This window comes from Curtobacterium sp. JUb34 (assembly GCF_003755065.1).
Taxonomy (GTDB): domain Bacteria; phylum Actinomycetota; class Actinomycetes; order Actinomycetales; family Microbacteriaceae; genus Curtobacterium.
Genome location: NZ_RJVH01000001.1, coordinates 161,273 through 184,367, shown reverse-complemented (window position 1 = coordinate 184,367; position 23,095 = coordinate 161,273). Strand labels below are relative to the sequence as shown.

Here is a 23,095-nt window from a genome sequence, read left to right as displayed (position 1 = left end):
CCGCTGGTGCGATCGATGTCAGCGCGGCCAGGTGAGCACGACGGCCACGGTGTTGAACAGGACGTGTGCCAGGACCGCCCCGCCGATGCGTCCGGTCATCGCGACGAGCGTCCCCGTCAGCAGGCCGAGCACGAACGTCGTCACGAAGACCTCGAAGCCCGCGACCGACGACGCGGGCGTGCTGATCGCCAGGTGCATCAGCGCGAACGCGAACGCCGTCACCAGCACCGCCAGGAACCGCGTGCGCGGCGTCAGCTCGGCCGACAATCGGCGCTGCATGACACCACGGAACATGATCTCCTCGAGCACCGGACTGACCAGGCACACCCCGATCGCGGAGACCACGAGCAGCAGCACGTCCGGCGTGCCGATGGTCGGCTGCGGCGTCAGCCCGGTCGCACCGAAGAACGCGACGGACAGCACGGCATCGAGCCCGCGGCACACGATGACGATGCCGATGGCCGCGACGGCATCGGCCCACCCGATCCCGAGCCGGCGGACGAGCACCGCCGGAGAGGACCTCCGCAGCACCCACCCGACACCGAGCACGAGCGGCACCCACACGGCCAGGTCGGCGACCAGCACCTGCGTGATCGGGGAGGGCAGACCCCCAGTCCGGGCGACGCCACCGACGATCCGGGACAGCAGCACGGCGACCAGGAGCGCGATCACGATGACCTGCAGGTCCCGCACCGCCGAGGAAGGGCGGGCGGCGGTCGGCGCGTCCGGTTCGGGCTGCATGTCGCCACCGTACGGGACGCAGAACGAGACTCGACGTCGCGCGACCCCGAGCGCGTCTCATCGGTGTGGCAGTATTTCCCTGCCGAACGCTGGGACGATCCCGGTCGACCTGCGACAGGGACTCTGCAGGGCGCGGCGACTTCCGGGGAAGGGTGCCGCGTGGAGCTACGCGACTACATAGCGGTCTTGCGCAAGGGATGGGTCTTCATCCTGGTGCTGGCACTGGTCGGAGTCGCGGCCGCTGCGGGCTTCTCGCTGCTGAAGCAGCCGGTCTACTCGGCATCGGCGCAGGTCTTCGTGTCGACGCAGACCAGTGGCAGCGCGAGTGACCTGGCGCAGGGAAACACCTTCACGCAGCAGCGTGTGCTGACGTACTCGAACCTCGTCGAGACGCCGATCGTGCTGCTCCCCGTGATCTCGAGCCTGAAGCTGGACATGACGTCCGACCAGCTCGCCGAGCTCGTCACCTCGGACGCGCCGCTCAACACGACGCTCATCTCGATCACCGTGAACGACACGAGCGCCAAGCAGGCCGCCGACATCGCGAACGCGACCTCCGAGAGCCTGACGAACGTCGTGCAGAACATCGAGGCCACCGACGCCGACGGCACGAGCACGGTCAAGCTCACCCGCGTCAAGGAAGCCCAGGTGCCGAACGCGCCGGTCAGCCCGAACGTGCCGGTGAACGTCGTGCTCGGCCTGCTCGTCGGCCTCGCGCTGGGCGTAGGGGTCGCCGTCCTCCGCGAGACCCTCGACAACCGCGTCCGCACCGAGTCCGACGTCGAGAAGATCAGCGAGAAGCCGGTCGTCGGTGGGATCGCGTTCGACAGCAAGGCCTCGGAGCGCCCGCTCATCGTGCAGGTCGACCCCCGTAGCCCGCGGGCCGAGTCATTCCGCACGCTCCGCACCAACCTGCAGTTCCTCGACATTGGCACCGGTTCCCGCACCTTCGTGATGACGTCGTCGGTCGAGTCCGAGGGCAAGAGCACCACCGTTGCGAACCTCGCCATCGCGCTCGACAGCGCCGGCTTCCGCGTGATCCTGATCGACGCCGACCTGCGCCGCCCGAAGATCGCCACGTACATGGACCTCGAGGGCGGCGCCGGCCTGACCGATGTGCTCATCGGACGCGCCACGATCGAGGACGTCGCCGTGCCTTGGGGCCGCGGCAACCTCATCGTGCTCCCCGCTGGGCCGATCCCGCCGAACCCTTCGGAGTTGCTTGGTTCTCGCGCGATGCAGGACCTGATCGCCGGGCTGGAGCAGCAGTTCGACTACGTGCTGTTCGATGCTCCGCCGCTGCTGCCCGTCACCGACGCCGCCATCCTGTCGAAGAAGGCCTCCGGCGCGATCGTCGCCGTCGCCTCCGGCCGCACCCACAAGGGCCAGCTCGCCGGCGCGGTCAGTGCACTCGAGAACGTCGGTGCCCCGATCGCGGGCTTCGTCATGACGATGATGCCGACCAAGGGACCCGGCGCCTACGGCTACGGCCGCTACGGCTACGCGTACGGCTACGGGCTGCAGGACGAGGAAACCCCCATGCCGAAGGCCCCGAAACGCGGTCGCGTCGCGGCAACGCGCGGAGCCGAACGATGACGGCGGTCCGCACGTGAGTCCGCGCCGAGGGTCCCGCACCCTCGGCAGCGTCTTCTCGCGCCGCACGCTCGTCTGGGTCGCCGTCATCGTCGTCGTCCTGGTGGTCGTCGACGTGCTGCTCGTCGCACTCGCGCTGGCACGTACGGCGCCTTCGTCGAACGGGACTCCCGGTCCGGTGCCGACCTTCTCGAGCTCGCCCCGGTCGCCGGGCTCATCGACGGCCAAGCCGTCGGCGACCGCCAGGGCGGAGCCCGCAGGGATGGTCGCTCCCGGCCGCCGCCTGCTGTCCGCAGTCGACGGACGGGAGGCATGGCGCGCCTCCAGCGGGGTGTGTGACGGAACCGACGGGGTTGTGGAACACACCGTGGACGGCGGAACGACGTGGACTCCGGTCAGTCTCGGGGCCGGATCGGGCGCCGTGCTGGCGCTTCGCGCCGGCACGGACAGCGTCTCGGTCGTCATCGGCACGGGCGACGACTGCGAACCGACGGTCCGGACATCCGTCGACGACGGGCGGTCGTGGAAGGACGGAGCCGCCGGCGCAGCCGGGGCCGGTGTCGGACCCGACGGGCTGATCCTGTCGACCGGAACCGTCGACTCCCCTTGCGCCGACCCCATCGAGGCGTTCGAGGGTGAGTTCACGACCGCGGTCGTCTGCGCCGACGAGGTGCAGTGGCGCTCGGGCGACGGCGACTGGGTCGGCGTGCCGCTCGTCGGTGTTCGGTCCCTGGCGGACGACGGTGACTCGTACCTCGTCGCACGCGTGGGCGCTGCCGCGTGCGACGGCGCGGAGATCCGGTCGCTGCCCGCGGTCGGTGTGACGCCGGCGACGAAGTCCACCGTCGTCGGGTGCGCAGCGGACGCGGACCCGGACGGGGCGCTCGCCGTCGCGCGAGCCGGTGATGCCGTGTGGCTCTGGTCAGGCGGAGCGGTACTCACCTCTGGCGACGGTGGCGCCTCATGGTGACGCTCACCAGTCGACAGACCACCGCCGCCGTGCCCTGGGCGAAGAACTACGCGCGTCGGCTCGTGATCACCGACATCCTCGTGCTCATCTGGGTCGTCTTCGGCGTGCAGATCGCCTGGTTCGGTTTCGACAGCGCGGCGCTCAGCGGCAGCGTCGCCGACCTGGCCATCGGGTACACGGCAGTCTCGCTCGCGATCATCGTCGCCTGGCTCGTCGTCCTCGCGATCTACGACACTCGTGACCACCGGTACGTGGGGACCGGATCAGCGGAGTACCGGCGAATCGTCGACGCCTCTATCCGTCTCTTCGCATTCGTCGCGATCGTCGCGTACGTGTTCAAGATCGACCTCGCTCGCGGTTACATCTTCATCGCTTTCCCCCTCGGGATCCTCGTCCTGATGTTGAGCCGGTGGATCTGGCGGCAATGGCTCAATGCTCAGCGGCAGGGCGGGCGATTCTCCGCCCAGGTGCTCCTGGTCGGTTCTCGACCGAGCGTCGAACACCTCGCGGGGGAACTCGCGCGACATCCGGAGGAGGGGTACCGGGTGGTCGCGGCATGTGTTCCTGACGGAATCATCGGGGACACACTCGCAGGCATGAACGTCCCGATCGTGGGCCGCATCCCTGACGCACTGAAAGCGCTCAATTCGAGCGGCGCCGACACCGTCGCCGTTACGAGTTCCGAGGAACTCGGAGCCCAAGCCGTCCGGGAACTCAGCTGGGGTCTGGACGGCAGCCGACAGCACCTGATCGTGGCACCGAGCTTGACGCAGATCAACGGACCTCGTATCCACACGCGTCCTGTCGCCGGCTTGCCTCTGATCCACGTCGAGATGCCTCGCTACGAAGGATCGACGCATCTGTTGAAGCGCACCTTCGACGTCGTTGGTTCGGCGCTGCTCATCACGCTGTTGTCGCCGGTGTTGCTCGTGCTCGCTCTCCTCGTCAAACTGACGAGTGCGGGGCCGGTCTTCTACCGGCAAGAGCGCATCGGTCAGAACGGTGAGCCATTCCGCATGCTCAAGTTCCGCTCGATGCGCGTCAACGCCGACGATGAGCTCCAGGCATTGCTCGCGCGGCAGGGGACGTCGGGCCAGCCTCTGTTCAAGGTCGAGAACGATCCGCGCGTGACATCGATCGGGCATTTCTTGCGCAAGCACTCGCTGGACGAGTTCCCGCAGCTGTTCAACGTCCTGAAGGGATCGATGAGCCTCGTCGGGCCCCGCCCTCAGCGCGAAGGTGAAGTCGCGATGTACGACGATGCCGCCCGACGGCGACTGCTGTTGAAACCCGGCATGAGTGGGCTCTGGCAGGTCGGAGGCCGGTCCTCACTCGGATGGGAAGATGCCATCCGACTCGACCTGTACTACGTCGAGAACTGGTCCATGACCGGCGATCTCGTCATCCTGTGGCGAACGGTGAAAGCAGTCCTCCAGCCGGGCGGCGACGCCCACTAGTACGTGCGCTCACGCGCTCGTTGCCGGTGCGAAATCCGCGACGGTCGTGACAGGACGGCCTTCAGCGAGCGCCTCGAGAGCGGCGATCGTGCGTTCGGTCGCGCGGCCGTCGCCGTAGGGGTTCACCGCCTGTGACATCTCCGCGTACGAGTCGTCTGACCGCAGCAGTTCGTCCACCGATCGGACGATCACCGACGGGTCGGTCCCGACGAGCTTGACGACGCCGAAGTCGACTGCTTCCGGTCGCTCAGTGGAGTCGCGCATCACCAGCACCGGCTTTCCCAGTGCGGGCGCCTCTTCCTGGATGCCACCGGAATCGGTGAGCACGATGGAGCAGGCATCGAGCAGGTAGACGAACTCGCCGTACCCGACCGGCTCGGTGATCAGGACGTTCGGCAACGACTGCAGTGCCGGCAGCAGGGCTTCACGGACAGCAGGGTTCTTGTGGACCGGAAGGATGATGAGGAGATCCGGGTGCGAGATCGCCAAGGTTCTGAGTGCCGAGGCGATCTGCTCCATTCCTCCGCCGAGGTTCTCCCGCCGATGCGACGTGACCAGGAGGATCCTCCGGTCGGTCTTGATCGCGTCCTCCAACGCAGGGTCGGAGAACGAGACGTGGTCGCGAGAACGCGCTTCGAGGAGAGCATCGATGACGCTGTTCCCCGTGACGACGACTGCGTCGGCGGCCACGCCTTCGTCCAGCAGGTTCCGGCGGCTGTGTGGTGTCGGAGCGAGGTGGAGCGAGGTGATCTGGGTCAGGAGCTTCCGGTTGCCCTCCTCGGGGAACGGGAGGCGCAGGTCGTGGCTGCGGAGGCCGGCCTCGAGGTGCACGACGGGGATCTGGTGGTAGAACGCTGTCAGCCCCGCTGCGAAGGCGGTGGACGTGTCTCCCTGCACCATCACCGCGTCCGGCTTCTCAGCGGTGAACAGGACGTCGAGCCCACGCATCGTGGCCGTTGCGATGTCGACCAACGTCTGACGCGGCTTCAAGATCGCCAGATCGGTGTCCGGGACGATCCCGAAGACCTCGTTCACCTGATCGAGCATCTCCCGGTGCTGACCGGTCACCGTGACGTGCGAGACCAAGGTCGGGTGCGACTGCAGTGCCTTGACGATCGGGGCGAACTTGATGGCTTCCGGGCGGGTGCCGTAGATCGGCATGATGTTCAAGTGGGTCTCCGAGCGACGTGGGGAGCTTAAGTGCCCCCAAGCGAGATTCTAAAGGCCGAAAGACCCTCGTCCGGATGGATCTTCATGGCAGAATGACCGAGCGCGGGACTGGCCAGGTCTGCCGCGGAAGGGGACCTGTTGCCACGTCAGACGGTTGCGGATCGTTCCGTGGCGGGTCCGCAACGGCCCCCGGCCCCAGTGACTCGTGCAGCCACCTTCGGGGTGACCGCGATCATGCTGGCGCAGTGGATCCTGCCGACCGTCGGTTTCGCACTGCTCGTGCAGGACCGAGGTCAGGTGCGCGGAACGGCTGTCGTGCTGCTCGCGCCGCTCATCTTCGCTGCTGGTGTGTTCCTCGCCAGTCGCGTCGGTTCTCGAGGTCTCGTTGCGGAGTCGGACGAGCCTGCGTGGCTTCCCTCGTTCCTCCGCGGTTGCGTCTTGGTCCTGGGCGTGCTTGCGGTGTTGCACTTCTCCGCCGTCGGCATCCCGCTGCTGAGCAGCAGCGTCGAGACGAGCCGGTTCGACATCGGCTCGAGTGGGCTCGGCGGTTTCCCGAGTCGCGCGGTCCTCTACGCTCTGCCGATCGCGGCATTGATCGGCCTGGCGACAATCCGGGATGCTTCGAAACGCTCCGCGGTGACCCTCTGGGTCCTGTTCGCCGTGACCCAGGTGTTCCTCGGGTTCAAGGGCGGCCTCATCGAGGTGCTGATCATCACCGCGCTCGGCCTGGCGATCCGGTACGGACGCCTCGGGTTCAAGCAGCTTGCTGGCTTCGCCGTCGGCGCAGTGGTGGCCATCGGGTACGTCACGTACGTCGGCTCGAAGTACCAGACGCTCGCCGGTTCTGACGCTGGCATCGCCTACGTGATCCGGCGATCGACGAGCGATGCGATCATCGCCGGGTACACCGCGCTGACCGCTCGCCCGGTGGGCATCTCAGACCACACCTCAGTGCTGTTGCGTGACCTCGGCGTGCTCTTCGGCCGCTACCTCGGGACTGCCCCGGAGGGATACTCCTTCGACGAGCTGGTCTCGTCGGTCGTGACAGGGACGCCGATCCAGCGAGGGGCGTTCCTCGTGCCGGTGACGGTGGGCGGCCCCGTGTACCTGCTCTACAGCATGCCGGTGCTCGCCTGCGTTCTCGTCCTGCTTGCGCTCGGGATCGTCTGGCGGTCGGCCGTCGTCCGGCTGCGACAGGCCAGTGGACCGTTGCTCACCGTCAGTGCCGGCGTGTTGGTGTACGGGATCCGACTGTTCCTGATGAACGGAAACGGCGCCTACCTCCTGATCAACTTGACGTTCACGTTGGGATTGTTGGTGATCTGCGCATGCATCGGTCACGTGTTCCTCGGACGGCGTCGGACACCGGGTGTCATCGTTGTGGGGAGACCGCTTCATTAGCGCGCAACGAGTTCGCTTCGCCCTCTTCCAGGCAGGGCCGATCGCCGTCGTCGGGACCACGCTCCTCGTGTGGCCGTTCCTCGGCCGCCTCCTGCCACCGGCTCCCGTCGGCCAGCTCTCAGGGGTCCTAGCAGTCAGCAGCATCCTGGCGCCCGTCGTGACACTCGGTACGCATCTGCACGTCGCGAACCGTTTGGCAAGGGACCCCAGGAGGGCAGGAGGAGCGGACGGCCGCCTCGTTCGGTTCCTGCTCGTGGTCCTGGTCGCGGTAGCGGTCGCCAGCGTCATCGGCTTGGCTGTGGCACACGAGAGTTCGGTCCTCAGGGTGTCGGCAGTTGTCGCGGCGACCGGTTGCTCGATCCTCGGTCTCGGGGTCATCCGCGGACTGAACCGAGCCGGTCTGTACGCCGCGGTGACGATCTGGTCACAGTTCCTGTCACTGCTCCTGCTCTCGGTGGTCGCCGGGATCAGCGGATCTCTCGACGCCGGTCTCAGCGTCTACGTTGTCGCCCTGGTCCTGGGCACGGTCGTGGTCGTACCGCTCGTGAACCGACGGTCTGACGTGGACGCGCAGGGGCGTCCCTTGCGCATCGGCCTGCAGGCGCTCGGTCTCGTGCCGCACCTCGTGCTTGCGGTCGCCACTCTCCTCCTCGCACGGATCATCGTCGGGCTGGTCTCCGGTCCCATCGGACTCGCCGGATTCCAGTACGCCTCGCTGCTCATCGGTGGAGTGACCACGATCGGGGCATCCCTCGACGCGCATTGGTCCGTTCGGGCCCAAGCCGCGACGAGCGAGACAGAGCTGCGGAGCCTGCTCAACCGGAACCTCGTTCGCATCCAAGCGGTACTCGTGGCCGTCGCAGCCGGAGTCGTGTTCTTCGTCTTCGCGCTCCTGCCTTTTTGGCTTCCTCCCACGTACGACGCGGATGCGGTGCGGGGTGCCGTCCTCGTCTCGCTCAGCGCAGGTTCGTTCCAAGCGCTCGCCGACAACAGAGCAGCAGCATTGATGTGGCTCGGGCGCTCAGGGGCGGTTTCGGCCGGGACGAGCGTCGGCGTGATCGTCGCATCCGGGAGTTGCCTCCTGCTGGTCACTGCTTTCGGATGGGAGTCGGCGGGCGCAGCGATCGCGCTCGGGACTGCATCACGGGCGCTGATCACGTCCTTGCTGCTCCGACGCGCCGAGCCGGCTCTCGGCCTCGACCGCCCAGCCATGGTGGCCTCGACTGCCGCTGTCGGCCTCGTCCTCATGGCCGTTCTCCTCACGCAGATCTGAAGAAGGCGCAATGCGAATCCTGATGCTGACGAACAGCTACGTCGACCGGACCCGGGGCGGTGTCGAGCTGCACGTCTTCAACCTGGCCAAGGAGCTCGAGGCGGCCGGTCACGCGGTCACGGTGGGGCGAACCAGCCCGGGAGAGAGCCAACTCCCGGTCGATGGACCCGCGCTGTGGGTCATCGACCCGCACACGGCTGGGACAGAGGGGCGCGCACGGACTCGGCGAAGCACCGGCGGCGCGCGGTTCCTCTCGAACTTCCTCGCGCGCGTCCAGATCGGTCGGAGGATTGGTCGGACGTTGCGGAAGGCGGGGCTGGAGGACCGCTTCGACGTCATCCACCACCACGACTTCGTGACGAGCGCCGTCATCGCGCGACGTCTCCGTCGCTCCGGTGTGCGCCAGGTCTGGACGAACCACCTCGGCGAGTTCCTCATCCTGCGACGGATTCCCGTGGTCGGACGGTGGGTCACGAGATGGCTCACGACTCCGTTCCAGGCAGCGACGGGACCGTCGCCGGAACTCGCAGACCAAGCGGCAGTGCGGTGTCCGATCCGTTACGTTCCCAACGGCGTCGACGTAGAGACCTTCCGGCCAGCAGGAGACGTCGAGCGACAGGATGCCCGCAGCGAACTGGGTCTCCCTGCGGTGGAGACCGTCTGCATCGTCCCTCGTCGCTGGGCCCCGAGCAAGGGTGTGGTCTTTGCGGCCGAGGCGATCACGCTGCCTGAGTGGCCTGCCGAGGTCGCCTTGGTGTTCGTGGGAGCTGGTGAATCGGACTTCCCCGAGTACGCGCAGGAAGTTCGCGGACTCCTGGCGCATGCACGGGGCATGGTCGTGGTGGTCGATTCAGTCGATGCCACGGGCATGGCGAGCTATCTCCGCGCATCGGACGTGTGCGTCATCCCGTCGCTCCTGGAAGCGACCAGCCTCTCTGCGCTGGAGGCGATGGCGAGCGGGCTCCCGCTTGTCGCATCCGACGTCGGCGGGCTCCCCGAACTCGTCAACGACCGCACCGGTTTGCTCGTCCCGCCGCGTTCGCCGCTCGAACTGGCCAAGGCAGTCTCACAGCTCGCGGCGCTCCCCGCCGAAGCTCGGCTCACCATGGCCGCCGAGGCGCGACGTTTCGTTGAACAGTCGTACGCGTGGTCGAACATCGCGGTCCGTATCAGCGAGATGTACGACGAGGCAGCATCATGAGGATCGCCTATCTGTCACACGTGAGCAGCCGGTGGATCAAGCAGCGCCCGCACTTCCTCAGTGAAGCGCTCGGCCGCATCGAGGGCGTTGACATCGCCTTCTTCGACTCCCTGTTCGTCAAGCGCGGTCGGTTGGTCAAGGACCAGCGGCTCGCCGTTCCGGTGCGGCACCTACCCCTCGTCCCGCAACGTCTCCGCGATCGACTCAAGGCCGCAGACGTCGTACTGAGCACGGTGTCCGCTCTCTTGCTCCTCGTTCTCTGGCGGCCGGACATCGTCATCGTCACCCATGCGAGACACCAGCGCCTCGTCCACGTGCTCCGAGCCGCGCGAGTGCGGATCGTCTACGACTGCATGGACCTCAACCGTGAGTTCTCAGATGCGACCCAGGCGGACGTCGACGCCGAGTCCCGACTGAGAGCGGCGGCGGCGGTCGTGTGGTGCTCGAGTACAGCGATCGCAGAAGACGTCCGTTCGACGCATCCGAGGACCAAGACCCAGGTCGTGAGGAACGCACTCGATCGAGCAAGCGCCGAGTCCGTGTTCGTTGCCCCCGGTGCAGTCGAGGTTGGTACGGTGCGGTACATCGGCACAGTCTCGGAGTGGTTCCGTTTCGAGGACGTCCTCGCCTTGCTCGACGCGGACCCGGATGTCCGCGTGGAACTCGTGGGTCCGACCGACGTGCGGATCCCGAACCACCCGCGTCTGATCGCGATCGGTCCGAAGCCGCACGCCGAGGTCTTGTCGCTCATGGCGACGAGTGACGTCCTGGTGATGCCGTTCGAGATCACGCCACTCGTCCTCGGCGTTGACCCCGTCAAGGTCTACGAGTACGTCGTCTCGGGTCGCCCAGTCGTGTGCTCCGACTATCCGGAGCTCGCGCACTTCGGCTCGGACATCTCTCGAGTATCCGGAACGGAGTCCTTCGTCAGTGCGGTCCTGGCGGGTGTGGGTGCTCCACGTCGCACTCAGGCAGACGTCCGGTCCTTCGTGGACCAGAACAACTGGGACACCCGAGCCCGGTCGGCCACGGGGGCGTTGTGAGCGCGGTCGCCGTCGTCATCGTCTCGTACCGGTCAGAAGTCGCCGCCGTGGCAGCGGCGCGTTCGGTGGCATTCGAGCCAGACGTCGTGAGCGTCACGATCGTCGACAACTCGGCGAGCGAGCGGCGACATGAGGAGTTCATCCTCGACGACCTCAGTGATCGCGTGGTGGTCGTCAGGCCTGATCAGAACCTCGGGTACGCCGGAGGCAACAACCTCGGGCTCCGTGCGGCCATGACCTCGGGACACGAGTTCGTGCTGGTGCTGAACCCCGACGTCGATCTGCCGACGGGCACGGTCCGCGCTCTGGTCGAGGAGTTGGCGAACTCGGAGGCGCACGTCGTGTCACCCGCGCTCGCCGAAGCGCCGAACGGTCGGGAGACAGTGCTGCGTCGTCCGGGCTTCGACCTCTTGCTCGGTCGCGGGGTGCTCGAAGCGCCTTTCGGGCGACGATTCACCCCGACATTCTTCGGCGCAGCGTTCCTCGCGAGGTCTCGAAGCTTCGAGCAGTTCGGTCTCCTCGACGAGCAGCTGTTCTTGTACTGCGAAGAGATCGAGTTCGTTGAGCGACTCACCAGGCAGGGGGAACGCGAGGTGTTCCTGGTGGCGGAGGACATGGTCGTTCGCCACGGGAGGGGCGGCACGGTCTCCCCGGGCGGCTACGACACGGGCGCTCGGTCGACGATCGCCTACGAAGAGGCTTCGCGTTCGGTGGTCGTCTTCGGGAAGACGTACCATCCGTTCCGGCTCTGGGTGTGGGTGTTCGCGCGGCTCGCGATGGCGGCTGGACTGATCATCCGGAACCCTCGGGCAGCTCGAGCGGTCCTTCGTGGGGTCACTCGGGGGCTCGTCAGCCGTTCGGTCAGACCGGACCGCCCGTGAGGCTGTGCGGACGATCTCGCGAGTTCGACGTGCTGGCTTCCTAAGATGAGCACCATGTCTGACGCGCCGACCTCACGACGCGCGCAACGTCGCTGGGTCCTGTGGGGCGTCCTCTTCATCGTCCTGCTCGTGATCGCCGCGGTCGCCTGGGTGACGATCCGCGGAGCGCTGGCGAAGCAGGACCTCGAGTCGTCCGTCGCGCACGTCGAGACCTTGCGGTCGCAGTTGGCGAAGGGCAACACGGCAGCGGCGCAGCGAACGGCGGCGAAGCTCGAGGCGAGTGCCGCCGATGCTCGGGCGAAGACGAGCGACCCGGTGTGGGCCGCCTTCGAGCACACGCCGTTCATCGGCGGCAACCTGCGCGCCGTGCGCCAGGTGTCGGCGATCGTCGACGACGTGGCGACCGACGCCGTTCGTCCGGTCGCCGGGGTCCTCGGCGACGTGGACGTCGATGCGTTCAAGCCGGACGGCGGCAAGATCGACCTGCAGCCCCTGGTGGCGGCGCAGCCGGCGGTCGCGAAGGCGACCACCGCGCTCGGCAAGGCGACCCGCGCGGCCGACCGGATCGACACCGGTGACACCGTGTCGGCCGTGACGGACGCCGTGAACCAGCTCCGGGCCTCCTTGGCGTCTGCGTCGAAGCAGGCGGCCGTCGCGGACAAGGTGGTGCAGCTGGCGCCGGCGATGCTCGGCGACGGTGGTGCGAAGCAGTACCTGGTGCTCTTCCAGAACAACGCGGAGCTGCGTGCCGGCGGCGGAATCCCCGGCGCTGTGGCGCTGTTGGACGTCGAGGACGGCGCGATCTCGCTCGGGCAGCAGGCATCGACGTCGGACTTCCCCCAGGCAGACGACCCGGTGCTGCCGCTGACCACGGACACGCAGGGCCTGTACGGCTCGATCACGGGGGAGTTCATCCAGGACGTCACGCTGACGCCCCGGTTCGACACCTCGGCGAAGCTCGCGCGCGAGATGTGGAAGCGGCAGTTCGGGGAGCGGGTCGACGGCGTGCTGTCGATCGACCCGGTGACGCTCGGCTACATCCTGAAGGCGACCGGCCCGGTCGACCTGCCGACGGGGGATCGGCTGACGTCGGACAACGCGGTGCAGTTGCTGCTCAGTGATGCGTACGCGAAGTACCCGGACCCGGTGGTGCAGGACCTGTTCTTCGCGTCGGCAGCCAGCGCGGTGTTCACGAAGGTGTCCGAGGGCGGCTTCGACCCGAAGGAGTTCATCGCGGCGCTGACGACGGGCGTCGACGAGGGGCGGGTCAAGCTCTGGAGCGCCGACAAGGGCGAGCAGGCGGAGCTCACCGGGACGGCTATCGCTGGGGGTCTGCCGTCGAGCGACTCGAGCTCGCAGCAGTTCGGCGTCTACCTGAACGACGCCACCGGCGCGAAGATGGACTACTACCTCGAGAAGACCGTCTCGGTCGGCAGTGAAGTGTGCCGCAAGGACGGTCGGCCGACGTGGACGGTCGAGGTCACGCTGAAGAGCACCGCCCCCGCGGACGCGGCGACGAGTCTGCCGGAGTACGTCACCGGAGCCGGAGCGTTCGGCGTCCCGTCTGGCGTAGTCCGGACAAACGTCGCCGTCTACGCCCCCTCTTCAGGGGTGTACGTCACGTCCACTCAGGATGGCAAGACCGCGTCTCCGCAGACGGCGATGGACGGCGACCATCCCGTCGCGCAGTTCGAGACCACCCTCTCACCAGGGAAAAGCACGACGATCCGCGTCCAGTACCTCGGTGCCGCCGACCAGGGCCGCACGCCGGTGGACGCGGTGTCGACCCCCGGAGTTCACCAGTCGGTTACACAACCCCTGGTCACCAGCTGTGAATCCCCGGTAGATTGAGCCCACTTCGCAATCGCGCCTGCACGTCCGGGGGGCTGATCGCACTTTCATCCGCCGGAGACATCAGGGTCCACGTGCGGAGCCATCGGGTCTAGGGGACACATCCATGAAGAAGATCATCGCTGCGGTCGTCCTGGCCGCTGCTGCGTTCGTTGCCGTTCCGTCCGCTGCAAACGCCGCCGGCTACGTGCCCGCGTCGAACGTCAGCGTCTCGGGTCCGGCTGTCGCCGGTGGCACCGCGACCGTCGGCTTCGCCGCCGGTTCGTTCGTCGCCAACGAGACGGTCTCCGTCTCCGTGACCGGTGCAGGCGCCGTCACGCTGGGCGCGCTGCCCATCACCACCGTCTCGAAGACCTACACGGCCTCGTCGACCGGTGCCGCTGCGGTCTCCGTCACGCTGCCGCAGGGCGCATCGGGCACCTACTCGCTCACCGCGACCGGCGCCACCTCGGGCAACGTGGCCACCTCGGCCCTGTCCGTTGTCCCGGCTGACGGCACCGCCGTCGTCCCGGCCGCTGCTGCCGGCACCAACGGCAACGGCGAGCTCGCCTTCACCGGTTCCACGATCTCGATGCTCGCGATCTGGATCGCCGGCGGCGCCGTCGTCCTCGGTGGCGGCCTGCTGCTGGTCCGCACCTCGGTCCGTCGTCAGCGCGAGACCGTCTGAGTCTCCCCGCACTGCACGAAGCCCCTCGGAGCATCCGCTCCGAGGGGCTTCGTCGTGTCCGGCAGACCGGAGCGGCCGGTGGACGAGAGCCATCTCGCGACCCGGCGGCTGCGCCCGGTGGCCGGGGCGCGCCCTGGATCGCGGGGACTGTCAGAGGTCACCCGACCGACGGGAGCGAGCCGCGCCTCCCGTCCGGCTCGACAGCCATCCGTACCCCGTGAGCCGCCGATCCGGAAAACGAGTACCCCGATCACTGGCGTGTACCCCGGAAAGACGTCACACCACCCCGGAAATCCGGGGGACCTCGATCAAGCGCATTGACGGAACCCGTGAATCGACGGGCCTCGCTGGCGGTTCGGGCCGTGGTTCTCGTAGCGTTCTGGTGTCAGCAGATGTACCCCGGATCGTGAAGGAGAGCGACATGACCACCATCGTCAACAACCAGACGCAGGCCGAGGTCACCCTCGACACCGACACGGTCGACACCATCGCGATCCTCGAAGCCGCCGCAGCGACGTCGACCCGTCCGACCCGCGCCAAGGTCACCTGGGTGCAGGAAGACCAGGGCGAGTGGATCGCCGGCTACGGCGGGTACTTCGGCGGCAGCGTCGACAAGCGCGACGGCCGGTTCGTCGCCTCGGACACCTTTGGCCTCGTCGTCGGTGAGTTCGCCACGCTCGAAGAAGCGCAGACCAAGCTCGAGGACCAGCTCCACGTGATGCTCCCGTCGGTCATCCGACCGGTCGAGTAGGCGCCACCGCACCGCCGGCGCCGTCGGCGCCCGCACCACCCCGCACCATCGGCGTCCGCGACGCCCGCAGCACCAGTACGCAGCACAGCCCGAAGGAGCACGACCATGAGCATGACCACCGATCACCCCCAGCAGGCCGAAGTGACGCTGGACACCCGGACGATCGAGGTCATCGCCGAGATCGAGGCGCAGGTCGTTGCCGACACGGCGCCCGAGCGCGTCCGCATCAGCTGGGCACAGCCCGACACCGGCCTCTGGGTCGCCAACTACGGCGGCTACTACGGCGGCACCGTCGACCGCCAGGGCACGCACTTCTTCGTCGCCGACACGTTCGGCGAGTACGTGGGGGACTTCCGGTCCCTCGACGAGGCGAAGACGCGTCTCGCCGAGCGGCTGCACGTGCTGCTGCCGGACGTGATCCGGCAGGCTGTCTGACGCGCTGAGCCCCGCGAACCCCGAAACCCCACCGGATCCGGTGGGGTTTTCGTGTGCCCCGAGCGGGTGACGCGGGACTGAGGGGCGGCTACCCCCACAACGAGTGGTCCCCCCTATTGGGGACCCGTCCCGTCCCCATTTCGGTATCGAGACCTGCCAGTATCGACCCGGCGCCACCGACCGTTCTCCCTGAACCGACGGCCGTGGATCAGGCGCCCGCATCGTCTCGACCCGAAAGTGATCATGCTGCCTGCTTCCCAGGGCACCGCTGTGCCTCGACGCCGTCTCGGCGTCCGAACCGTCGCCATGTTCGGCGCCGCGCTGCTCGTCGGCGCCGGTCTCTCGACGACCACGGCGGTCGTCGCCGCTGAGCCCGCCTCGGCCGTCACCGCGATCTCGAACGGTGCACTGGTGTGCGACCAGAACACGCTCTACGCCATCGACGGCACGGGCAAGGTCGTCGCGGTGGACATCACCACGGGCGACTCCAAGGGCACGACCGCCGACGTCACGAACCTCGGTACCGGCGCGAACAACGGGCTCGGTATCTCGCGTGAGGGCCTGTCGATGTTCGCCGCGTCGAACAACGTCAGCGCCACGCTCCGGCAGTACGACCCGAAGACCAACGTCGCGTCGGATCCGATCGCCACGGACAAGACACGGACCGTGATCCGCGGTGCGGTCAACCCGAAGAACGGCATCTACTACTACGGCGACAACACCGGCTGGCTCGGCGCCTACGACCCGGCGACCAAGACGTACCTCGGCCAGGTCGGGCAGATCAACGGCCTGAAGTCCGGCAACGGTGACTTCGCGTTCAGCTCGCGAGGCCTGTTCTTCGTCGTGGCGGCCGACACGGTCTACCGCGTCAACACCGACGAGGTCCCGAGCACCTCGGGCAGTACGGTCATGACCACGTCCGCGATCGCGACCCTGCCGGCGGGCACCAGCAGCCCGGGCATCGCGTTCTCGTCCGACGGCTACCTGTACGTCTCGAACACCGTGACCGCGAACAGCGTCTCCACGACCACGATCTACCAGCTCGACCCCACCTCGGGTGCGCAGGTCCGCAGCTTCCCGATCGTCGGCAACTACGCCGCCAGCGACCTGGCCAGCTGCAACTACGCCGACACCGTCACCGGTGAGGCGAGCGTCGACAAGCGCTGGAACGCCGGCGACCAGTTCGGTCTCGCCATCACTGGCGGCGGCATCGACCCCACGAAGCCCGGCACTTCGGCGACGACGACCGGCAAGGACACCGGCACCCAGTCGCAGCGCGCCGGCGCCGTCCTGAGCACGCCGAACAAGGACTACACGGTCACGCAGACCGCCTCGGGCACCACCGATCTGGCGAACTACAGCACGTCGTGGGTGGCACGGAACCAGACGACCGGCGCGCTGGTCGCCGACGGCAACGGGAACACCGGCACCTTCACGTTCCCCGCCGCCACGACCGCCGACGGCACCGACGTCATGGTCACCTTCACCAACACGCTCAAGGCCGTCCACGTCACCACGACCTCGGACACCGGCAACACGCCGAACGGCACGAAGCTCACGGTGCCCGCGAAGGGCGTCCTGGCGAACGACAGCGGCACCGGCCTGTCCGTCGTGTCGAACACCACGCCCGCTCACGGCACGGCGACGGTGAACCCCGACGGCTCGTACACGTACACCCCGGCCGACGGCTTCTCCGGCACGGACACCTTCCAGTACACGGCGAAGGACTCCTCCGGCCAGACGTCGACCAGCACGGTGACGATCACCGTCGCCCCGGCGGGTACCGACGACTCGTTCAGCGTGCACGCCGGGCAGACCGCCACCGCGGACGCGAAGACGGGTCTGCTCGCGAACGACCACGGCACCGGCCTGACGGTCACGGGCAACACGAAGCCCGCCCACGGTGACCTGACGGTCGAGCAGGACGGCTCGTACACGTACACCCCGACCGCCGGTTACTCCGGCCCGGACTCCTTCACCTACACGGCGAAGGACGGTGACGGCGCGACGATCACCGGCACGGTCACCATCACGGTGCTGCCGACGGCGGTCGCCGACACCGTCACCGCGACGGCGGGCTCGCCGACCAAGGGAAGCGGAAGCGGAAGCGGCACCGGCACCGGCACCCCCGGCACCGGCACCCCCGGCACCGCCCCCGGCCTGCTCGCCAACGACCTCGGCTCGGACCTGACCGTGACGGGCAGCACCAAGCCCGCCCACGGTGACGTCGTCGTCGCGAAGGACGGCGGCTACACGTACACCCCGACCGCCGGCTACTCCGGCCCCGACTCGTTCACGTACACCGTCACCGACGGCAACGGGGGGACCGACACCGTCACCGTGACCGTGCAGGTCGCCCCGCTCGCGAAGGACGACACCGTCCGCGTCGCCGCCGGCACCACGTACACCGCCGGCACCCGCGCCACCGGCGTCCTCGGCAACGACCTCGGCACCGGCCTGACCGTCGCGTCGAACACGAAGCCCGCCCACGGCGAGCTCACCCTCGACACGGCGACCGGGGCCATCACCTACACGCCGGCCGACGGCTTCTCGGGCACGGACTCGTTCCGGTACACGGCGACGGACACCGCCGGTGCGCCGACGACCGCCACGGTGACGATCACGGTCAACCCGACGATCGCGAACGACGCCACGACGACCGACGCCGGCACCCCGGTGAACGTCGACGTGCAGCACAACGACCGCGGCTCGGACCTGGTCACCACGATCGTCACCGGTCCGGCGAACGGCACCGCCGTGGTGGCCGAGGACGGCACCGTCGACTACACGCCGACCGCTGGCTTCTCGGGCACCGACTCGTTCACCTACACGGTGACCGACGGCGCGGAGGTCACCACCGACCCCGCGACGGTCACCGTCACGGTCAAGCCGGTCGCGAACGGCGACACCGTGTCGACGAAGTCCGGCGAGGCGATGACCATCGCACCCGCGACGCTGACGAAGAACGACGCGGGCACCGGCCTGACCGTCACCGACGCGGCCGCCGTGCCGGACGCCGACGGCACCACGCACGGCGACGTCACGATCGACCCGACCACGGGCACGATCACGTACACGCCGAAGCCGGGGTTCTCCGGCACCGACACCGTCACGTACACGGTGCGGGACGGTTCCGGCCAGACCACGACCGGCACGATCACGGTGGTCGTCGGCCCGAAGGCGGCCGCCGACACCGCGACCGCCACGGCCGGCTCGACCCTGACCGTGGGCGGGGACGGGGACGACCGCGCGGGCGTGCTCGCCAACGACGCGGGCACGAAGCTCACCGCCACGGTCGACGAGGAGCCGACGAACGGTGACCTCGAGCTGGCGGCGGACGGGTCGTACACGTACACCCCGAAGGACGGCTTCTCGGGCACGGACACCTTCACGTACACGGCGAAGGACCCCTCCGGCGGGACGACCACGGGCGTCGTGACCATCACGGTCACGCCCGGCACCGAACCCGACGAGATCACGGTCAAGGCAGGCGGCAGCACGACGGTCACCTCGGCCGACCTGACCGGCAACGACCACGGCACCGGGCTGTCCGTGCTCGACATCCCCGTCGACGCGAGCGGCGAGCACGGCACCGCGATCCGGAACGACGACGGCACCGTCACGTACACGCCGAAGCCGGGCTTCTCGGGCACCGACGAGTTCACGTACACGGTCACCGACCGCAACGGCCTCACGAACACCGGCACGGTCTCCGTCAGCGTCACCCCCGTCACGGCGGGCGGCTCGACCACGGCCGACGCCGACGGCACGACCACGGTCCCGGCCGACAAGGGCGTGCTCGACGGCGCGACCGGCACCGACCTGCAGGTCACCGACAACACCAAGCCGTCGCACGGTGACGTCGTCGTCGACAAGGACGGCGGCTACACCTACACGCCCAAGCCCGGGTACTCCGGTCCGGACTCGTTCGACTACACCGTCACCGACGGCGCCGGGGGCACCACCACGGGCACCGTGACGATCGTCGTCGCCCCGAAGGCCGTCGCCGACACCGCGACCACCACCGCCTCGACCCCGGTCGACGTCGTGGTCACGGGCAACGACTCCGGCACGAAGCTCGCCGTCACCGCGGTGACCGAGCCCGGGCACGGCGCCGCGGCGATCACCGGGACCGGCACCGTCACCTACACGCCGACCGACGGCTTCTCCGGCACGGACACCTTCACCTACACGGTGACCGACCCGACCGGCGGCACCGCGAAGGCGACCGTCACCGTGACGGTCACACCCGTCGCGGTCGCAGACGCCCTGCACACCACCGCCGGCAGGGCACTGCCGATCACCGGGACCACCCTGACGGGCAACGACCACGGCACCACGCTCACGGTCACCGGCCACGGTCCCGCCGCGCACGGCGCCGTGACCGAGGGCACCGAGCCCGGATCGCTCGTCTACACGCCGAAGAAGGGCTTCTCCGGCACGGACACCTTCACCTACACCGTCACCGACGGCTCCGGTCAGACCACGACGGCGTCCGTGACGGTCCTCGTCGGCATCGCCGCCGTCGACCAGTGGCACACCATGCCGACCAACCAGGTGATGCGCGCGTCCACCGCCAACGGCGTCCTCGTCGGTGACTCCGGTTCCGGCCTGTGGGCATCGATGGAGACGAAGCCGCAGCACGGGCGACTCGCGCTGGCGAAGAACGGGTCGTACGTCTACACGCCGCCGGCGGACTGGTCCGGCCGTGACTGGTTCACCTACGCGGCGAACGACGCCGAGGGACACACCGCCCTCGCGCTCGTCGTCATCGACGTCACCCCGACGGCAGCGGACGACAAGGCCGCCACGAAGGCGGGCAAGCCGGTCACCGTCACGGGCCCCGGCGTGCTCGGCAACGACCACGGCACCGACCTGACGGTCGTGACCTCCGGCACGGCGAAGCACGGCACGGTCTCGATCGCCGCGGACGGCACGTTCGTCTACACCCCGGCGAAGGGCTTCTCCGGCACCGACACCGTGACCTACCGGGCGCAGGACGCCTCCGGCCAGCGGGTCGACGCCACCGTCACCGTCACCGTCGGCATCGACGCGACGAAGGACGCCGGTCACACCATCGCCGGCACCCCGGTCACGCGTGACGCCGCCCACGGTCTGCTCGCGAACGACCAGGGCACCGGCCTCACCGCCGCCCTGGACCGGAAGCCGGCCCACGGCACGGTGACGGTCCAGCGCACCGGTGCGTACGTGTACACCCCGGCCGACGGCTTCACCGGCACGGACACCTTCACCTACACGGTGACGGACGCCTCGGGGCAGACCACCACCGCCACCGCGACGATGACGGTCGTCGCCGCCGCGGTCGCGACGGACGACTCCGCCACCGGGATCGTCGGTCACGAGGTCACGATCGACCCGCTCGACAACGACTCCGGCACCGGCGGCGCCGCCTTCGAGACGGCGACGCTGCACCTGATCGACCCGAAGACGGGCAAGCCCGTCGACACGGTGGTCGTCGACGGCGAGGGCACCTGGACCGTCGGTCACGGACAGGTCGTCTTCACCCCGGCAGCGGGTCACACCGGCACCCTGTTCGTCGGCTACACCGTCACCGACACCGAGGGCCAGACCGTCACGGCGACCATCACGGTCACCTACCCGACGGGCGTCGCCGCCGCGGTCCACGTCGCGGAGCTCGCGTTCACCGGCACCACCGGCCTGGTCGGCCTGGGCCTCGGGGCGCTCGCCCTGATCCTGGCGGGTGTCCTGCTCTCGATGCGTCGGCGCACCGCCGACGAAGCAGCGACGCCGGGCATCCGACGCAGCGCGCGTCCGTAACACCGGGATCGACCGGGAGGCCCGGATCACGTCAGCCGACAGGCGCACGTGATCCGGGCCTCCCGTCTTCATGCCCCGGTCGCGTGCGCGCCCGGCCGCGCGTCGACCCGCCGCCTACGCCACGGGTTCGATGAGCTGCGGACCGTCGTTCTTCACGCTGTTCACGGTGCGCGCGACCTCGTACTGTTCCAGGCCTGCCGCGACCGCCAGCGACTCGTGGTCGAGGAGCGCCAGCAGGTCGTCGGTACCGAGCCCGCCGGCATCGCCGCGCAGCCAGTCGTCGTAGCCGTCGGGCGTCAGGAACGCCGGCATGCGGTCGTGCACCTCGCCCGGGGCCACGTGGGCGTCCCGCGTGATGATCGCCAGCGACAACCGCCACTTGTCCGGGTCGTCCTCGGGCTTCGTCGGGTCGGGCCAGGCGCTCACGATCCCGGCCATCGCCAGGGCACCGCCGGGTTCGTGGACGAAGTGCGGTTCCTTGCCGTCCTCGCGCACGACCCACTCGTAGTAGCCCTGCGCGGGCACGATGCACCGGTTCGTCGCGAACGCCCGCTTGAACATGCCGCTCGTCGCGACCGTCTCGATGCGGGCGTTAATCGGCTTCGGGCGCTGCTTCTGGAAGTCCTTCGCCCAGCTCGGCACGAAGCCCCAGCTGATCTGCGGCAGCTCCCGTTCGCCGTGCCGCTGGCGGACGGCGTACACGGGGTCGGTCGGGGCCACGTTCCAGCTCGGAGCGAGGCCGGTGTGCACCTCGCCGGTGTCCTCGTCGACGTGCTCGGTCCGGGCGGCGAGCTCGCCCATGAGCTCGGGCAACAGATCAGCCGTGGTGTCGGAGACGACGAACCTTCCACACATGCGCCCAGTGTGCCCGTCGCCGCCGACAGTCGCGCGGGCGGTGCTGTTCCCGTACCCCGTATCCCCGCTTCGTGAGCAGAAACGGTCGGGTCCCGTCACGCCACCCGACCATTTCTGCTCACGAAGTCGGGCCGACGGGGCGCCGCTGCGGCGCGGCGGTCACGGCTCAGTCGCCCGGCAGCGAGAGCTTGCTGCCCTTCGGTGTGCCGGGCCGGCCGCGAGCGGGCGGAGTCGGCGGGACGGGCGGGAGCGCCTCGGCCTCGACGCGGAGCTGCTCCTGACGGCCGAGGGTGCGGATGCCCCCGATGGCGGTGACGGCACCGCTCGCCGGGATGAGGATCCAGACCGCGGAGAGACCGACGATGTCGTCGTTCGTCGAGATCGTGAAGACGTTGAGCAGCACGGTCGCGAGGAACGCGAGCGCCCACCCTCCCAACAACAGGTACCCGCGGAACGCCGCCCGGACCAGCAGGTCTCGAGTCTCGGGCATCCTGTCCAGGACGGCGTCACGGTGCTTCGGGTCGAGCGCGGGAGGGTTGCGGCGGTAGTAGCGGGCGATGGCCTCTTGGGTGCGCCAGCCGATGCCCGGGATCGGCGGGACGTTCCAACCCTTCGGTCCGATCGGTACGAAGCACGCGCCGATGAGTCCGATGCCGGAGGCGAACAGCACTGCCACCACGATCGCAGCGGCGACGGGGACGGAGCCGTCGTCGAAGATCAGTCCGAGAATGACGAGTCCCGCCAGTGCGACGACGGCCACGATCCCGCCGACGAGCACGATGCGACGGCGGCGCTGCACGCTGACGAGAGCGGGCAGCCGCTCCCGGTACACCTGCCACCCGATCCCGAACACGTGTCATGTCTACCCGCGCGCGACGCGGAGTGGCTCGGCCGGTCGGTACTTCGTGAGCAGAAATGGTCGAGTGCGCCCGCGCGACCCGACCATTTCTGCTCACGAAGTGCGCCGTAGCACCCTCCGCGCCTCCCGCCGCGGACACGCCCGGCGG

At 68.8% G+C, this 23,095-nt stretch carries 17 protein-coding genes; 13 read left to right on the top strand and 4 right to left on the bottom strand.

Annotated elements, in window-relative coordinates:
* Nucleotides 1-18 precede the first annotated feature (18 nt).
* Nucleotides 19-741 (bottom strand): CPBP family intramembrane glutamic endopeptidase, encoded by a 723-nt coding sequence (locus tag EDF63_RS00845; RefSeq protein WP_123310357.1) that lies wholly within the window; start codon nt 739-741, stop codon nt 19-21.
* A gap of 186 nt (nt 742-927) precedes the next feature.
* Between EDF63_RS00845 and EDF63_RS00840 the strand changes: the two genes are divergently transcribed.
* Genes EDF63_RS00840 through EDF63_RS00830 form a run of 3 tightly spaced genes read left to right on the top strand, consistent with a single transcriptional unit; the run spans nt 928 to nt 4,761 of the window.
* Nucleotides 928-2,337 (top strand): polysaccharide biosynthesis tyrosine autokinase, encoded by a 1,410-nt coding sequence (locus EDF63_RS00840; RefSeq protein ID WP_395871129.1) that lies wholly within the window; start codon nt 928-930, stop codon nt 2,335-2,337.
* Between the two features lie 13 nt (nt 2,338-2,350).
* On the top strand, nt 2,351-3,304 hold the full coding sequence (locus EDF63_RS00835; RefSeq protein WP_123310353.1) for a hypothetical protein: 954 nt from the start codon (nt 2,351-2,353) through the stop codon (nt 3,302-3,304).
* Nucleotides 3,298-4,761, top strand: coding sequence for a sugar transferase (locus EDF63_RS00830; RefSeq protein ID WP_123310351.1), 1,464 nt, complete (start codon nt 3,298-3,300; stop codon nt 4,759-4,761). The genes EDF63_RS00835 and EDF63_RS00830 overlap by 7 nt, the downstream gene beginning before the upstream one ends.
* Nucleotides 4,762-4,770: 9 nt before the next feature.
* On the opposite strand, the gene wecB is transcribed toward EDF63_RS00830, so the two are convergent.
* Nucleotides 4,771-5,922, bottom strand: coding sequence for a non-hydrolyzing UDP-N-acetylglucosamine 2-epimerase (gene wecB / locus EDF63_RS00825; protein WP_123312145.1), 1,152 nt, complete (start codon nt 5,920-5,922; stop codon nt 4,771-4,773).
* 231 nt (nt 5,923-6,153) lie between these two features.
* On the opposite strand from wecB, the gene EDF63_RS00820 reads away from it, so the two are divergent.
* From EDF63_RS00820 to EDF63_RS00780, 10 genes are all read left to right on the top strand, one after another.
* Nucleotides 6,154-7,332, top strand: coding sequence for a hypothetical protein (locus EDF63_RS00820; protein ID WP_148061682.1), 1,179 nt, complete (start codon nt 6,154-6,156; stop codon nt 7,330-7,332).
* 562 nt (nt 7,333-7,894) lie between these two features.
* Nucleotides 7,895-8,605 carry a hypothetical protein gene (locus EDF63_RS18520; RefSeq protein ID WP_185021228.1) on the top strand — a complete coding sequence of 237 codons (711 nt, stop codon included), beginning with the start codon at nt 7,895-7,897 and terminating at the stop codon, nt 8,603-8,605.
* A 10-nt stretch (nt 8,606-8,615) separates the two neighbouring features.
* On the top strand, nt 8,616-9,806 hold the full coding sequence (locus tag EDF63_RS00810) for a glycosyltransferase family 4 protein (RefSeq protein ID WP_123310344.1): 1,191 nt from the start codon (nt 8,616-8,618) through the stop codon (nt 9,804-9,806).
* Entirely contained in the window at nt 9,752-10,849 is a 1,098-nt protein-coding gene (locus EDF63_RS18515) for a hypothetical protein (RefSeq protein WP_185021227.1), read from the top strand. Before EDF63_RS00810 ends, EDF63_RS18515 begins: the two co-directional genes overlap by 55 nt.
* On the top strand, nt 10,846-11,730 hold the full coding sequence (locus EDF63_RS00805) for a glycosyltransferase (protein ID WP_185021226.1): 885 nt from the start codon (nt 10,846-10,848) through the stop codon (nt 11,728-11,730). The genes EDF63_RS18515 and EDF63_RS00805 overlap by 4 nt, the downstream gene beginning before the upstream one ends.
* Nucleotides 11,731-11,784: 54 nt before the next feature.
* On the top strand, nt 11,785-13,581 hold the full coding sequence (locus EDF63_RS00800; protein WP_185021225.1) for a DUF4012 domain-containing protein: 1,797 nt from the start codon (nt 11,785-11,787) through the stop codon (nt 13,579-13,581).
* A gap of 106 nt (nt 13,582-13,687) precedes the next feature.
* Nucleotides 13,688-14,248: a sortase gene (locus EDF63_RS00795; protein ID WP_123310338.1), complete on the top strand. Its 561-nt coding sequence runs from the start codon at nt 13,688-13,690 to the stop codon at nt 14,246-14,248.
* A 421-nt stretch (nt 14,249-14,669) separates the two neighbouring features.
* On the top strand, nt 14,670-14,999 hold the full coding sequence (locus EDF63_RS00790; protein WP_123310335.1) for a hypothetical protein: 330 nt from the start codon (nt 14,670-14,672) through the stop codon (nt 14,997-14,999).
* A gap of 105 nt (nt 15,000-15,104) precedes the next feature.
* A complete protein-coding gene (locus tag EDF63_RS00785; RefSeq protein ID WP_123310333.1) occupies nt 15,105-15,434 on the top strand; it encodes a hypothetical protein in 330 nt (109 codons plus the stop codon).
* 270 nt (nt 15,435-15,704) lie between these two features.
* Nucleotides 15,705-21,233 carry an Ig-like domain-containing protein gene (locus EDF63_RS00780; protein WP_185021224.1) on the top strand — a complete coding sequence of 1,843 codons (5,529 nt, stop codon included), beginning with the start codon at nt 15,705-15,707 and terminating at the stop codon, nt 21,231-21,233.
* A gap of 114 nt (nt 21,234-21,347) precedes the next feature.
* Here the strand turns inward: EDF63_RS00780 and EDF63_RS00775 are convergent, their stop codons facing one another.
* Both EDF63_RS00775 and EDF63_RS00770 read right to left on the bottom strand, forming a co-directional pair.
* Nucleotides 21,348-22,088, bottom strand: coding sequence for an SOS response-associated peptidase (locus tag EDF63_RS00775; protein WP_123310330.1), 741 nt, complete (start codon nt 22,086-22,088; stop codon nt 21,348-21,350).
* 166 nt (nt 22,089-22,254) lie between these two features.
* The gene (locus tag EDF63_RS00770; RefSeq protein WP_123310328.1) at nt 22,255-22,941 is read right to left on the bottom strand and encodes a hypothetical protein; all 687 of its coding nucleotides are present in this window, start codon (nt 22,939-22,941) and stop codon (nt 22,255-22,257) included.
* Nucleotides 22,942-23,095: the final 154 nt, after the last annotated feature.